2 protein-coding genes and 1 pseudogene are annotated in these 2304 nt (G+C 58.1%); 1 reads left to right on the top strand and 2 read right to left on the bottom strand.

The genetic code is table 11. From position 1 onward, the window contains the following. Positions 1–138 precede the first annotated feature (138 nt). Together NW818_RS12980 and NW818_RS12975 are read right to left on the bottom strand one after the other, a co-directional pair. Positions 139–804, bottom strand: coding sequence for a hypothetical protein (locus NW818_RS12980; RefSeq protein ID WP_414332047.1), 666 nt, complete (start codon positions 802–804; stop codon positions 139–141). 258 nt (positions 805–1062) lie between these two features. Then, complete coding sequence (locus tag NW818_RS12975) at positions 1063–1611, bottom strand: NUDIX hydrolase (protein WP_011432186.1); 549 nt, start codon at positions 1609–1611, stop codon at positions 1063–1065. Between the two features lie 140 nt (positions 1612–1751). Here NW818_RS12975 and NW818_RS12970 point away from each other — a divergent pair. Further along, positions 1752–2304 (top strand): annotated as a pseudogene (locus tag NW818_RS12970) (anthranilate synthase component I); the annotation flags it as partial.

Genomic DNA, 2304 nt, shown 5'->3' with positions numbered 1-2304 from the left:
AGGAGAGTTCAGCGTGAATGTATCAGCTTGCTGGCAAGGGCAGCGATAGCCGAGACGGACATCCGCTCCGCGCGAGACCTCGCTGACAAAGATGGATATTGACAGGCAGATTCACAACAGTCACAACAGATGATGGACTTATAGATCTCGACGGACAAAGCCATCCCCCTCCCATTGGTAGAGGGTAGCCCTCAAGTCACGGCTGGCACCGGGCGGGCTTGAGATGACCAGGATCCCTTGCGGGCTGACCCGCAGGCTGGCATTGCTCAGATCCGTCACGCTCAGCAGTGGCACAAGTCCCTCAGGCCGGTGTTCCAAGACCAAGACAGAGCGCAGCAGGCTGATGCCCCCTCGCTCGGTGAGGAGCACCAACTTGGGCTGTGGGCTGGAGGTGATGTCCGTGCGCAGGTGAGCCTCCACCAACCGTCCTGGGATCGGCTCAGCTGTGTGGAGTAGACGAAAGCTATACCCCCCCTGGTGCTCGAAGCTGAGAACGCGCACCACCGGCTCCACGGTGGGCTGCCGCTGAATCTGAAACACGGCCACCACATCCTGGCGAGATGGGGAAGTTAGGCTGGCCGGGAACAGGCGTAGGTTTTCGCCACGATTGCCGCGAATGAAATCCCACCAGATGGATTGATTGAATAAAGCCACAACCCCACCTCGAGCAGCGCCGCCCTCAGAAGGAACCGGCAGCAGCGGAAGCACAGGCTGGGGATAGGCAGGAACAGCAGCAACCGGTAGAGTGGCAGCCAAGGCCGCTCCCCAGGCTATTCGACCACAGGAACACAACAGCTTCCGCATATTTCCTCACTCCTCGCCCCTAAAATTCTAAAGGACTCCAAGGTTCTCCCAGTCAACCAAACAGCCGGGATACAGGGATCCCTTTTATGTCGAACGCAACCTCGATCTCACCTTGATCTCGCCTGGCAATGGGCTACCAAGTTAGGGTGAAAAGCCTGGAGCTTCCTCTGTAGCCAACAAAGTCGGCTTGGAACGACGCCCCGCCAATTTGAAAGGGATCCCCCAGGAGCAAGGGGCAGCCCCCCCCGACGGAGGGCTCTATTTTTCGGCAGCCAAAAACAATTGGGCCCGCCAAAAGCAGGCAATGGACTTGCTGTCCAAATCCATTCCCAAACGGGCCATTTCTGTAAGCTCAGAAGCAGAAAACTCCACTACGGTAATATCTTCATCCTCATCCTTATCGGGAGGGGAATCCAGCACTTCCAGCTCCCGCGCCAAATAGGCGTACATGATCTCGCTGGAATAGCCGGGGCACAAATAAAATTGGCCAAGGGGATCCCAGCGATGGGCACGCAGGCCGGTTTCTTCTTCCAGCTCGCGGCGAATGGTGTCATCGGGATGCTCCCCTGGCTCGACTGTGCCTGCCGGGAATTCGTAAAGATAGGAAGCGACCGCAAAGCGATATTGACGAATGCAGACGAACTTGCCTGCTGCAGTTACAGGCACGGCCACCACCCCCCCGGGATGGATGAGGTACTCCCGCTCCCCCTCTTTGCCGTTGGGAAAACGCAAACGCTGGCTGACGAAGGTGTATTTGTGGCCTTGATAGCGGAGGCGCTCACGAATCACCTGAGATGGGTTTTGCATGGCAAGGGATCCCGAGAGTAGAGCCGCTCTCAGCTTAATGGTTTTCGGCGCTGTTGCAACCGGGCAATCCAGAGGGATCCACACGCCCTTGGGATCCCGTGTCTGGGGTAGAGTCAGGAAAAGCACAAAAGTTGCAGGCCATGATTTACCCTCCCTTGAAGGAGTTTCTTGCCCTCACCAAGCAGGGCAACTTTATCCCGGTGTACCAGGAATGGGTGGCGGATTTGGAAACGCCGGTTTCTGCCTGGTATCGGGTTTGTGCTGGCCAGCCCTACAACTTTCTCCTGGAGTCGGTGGAGGGGGGGGAACAGGTGGCCCGCTACAGCTTCTTGGGCTGCGATCCCCTGTGGGTTTTGGAAATACGCGGGGATCAGGCGCTACAGCGATACCGCGATGGCCGACAGGAGCACCACCAAGGGGATCCCTTCGCAATTTTGGCCCGCTGCTTGCAGCCCTATGAGCCGGTGCATTTGCCGGAATTGCCCAGCAGCATCGGCGGCCTGTTTGGCTACTGGGGCTACGAGCTGATTCGCTGGATTGAGCCCAAGGTGCCCATCCACCCCCTGCAGCCGGGGGATCCCCCTGATGCCGTTTTGATGCAGGTGGACAGCATTTTGCTCTTTGACCAGGTAAAGCGCAAGATTTGGGTGGTGGCCTTCGCCGACACCCGTCACCACGCTGCCGAGGAAGCCT

The sequence above is a fragment of the Synechococcus sp. R6-5 genome (assembly GCF_047461775.1).
Classification (GTDB): Bacteria; Cyanobacteriota; Cyanobacteriia; order Thermostichales; family Thermostichaceae; genus Thermostichus.
Note: the sequence above shows the minus strand (reverse complement) of the source record. Positions and strands in the feature narration are given on the sequence as shown.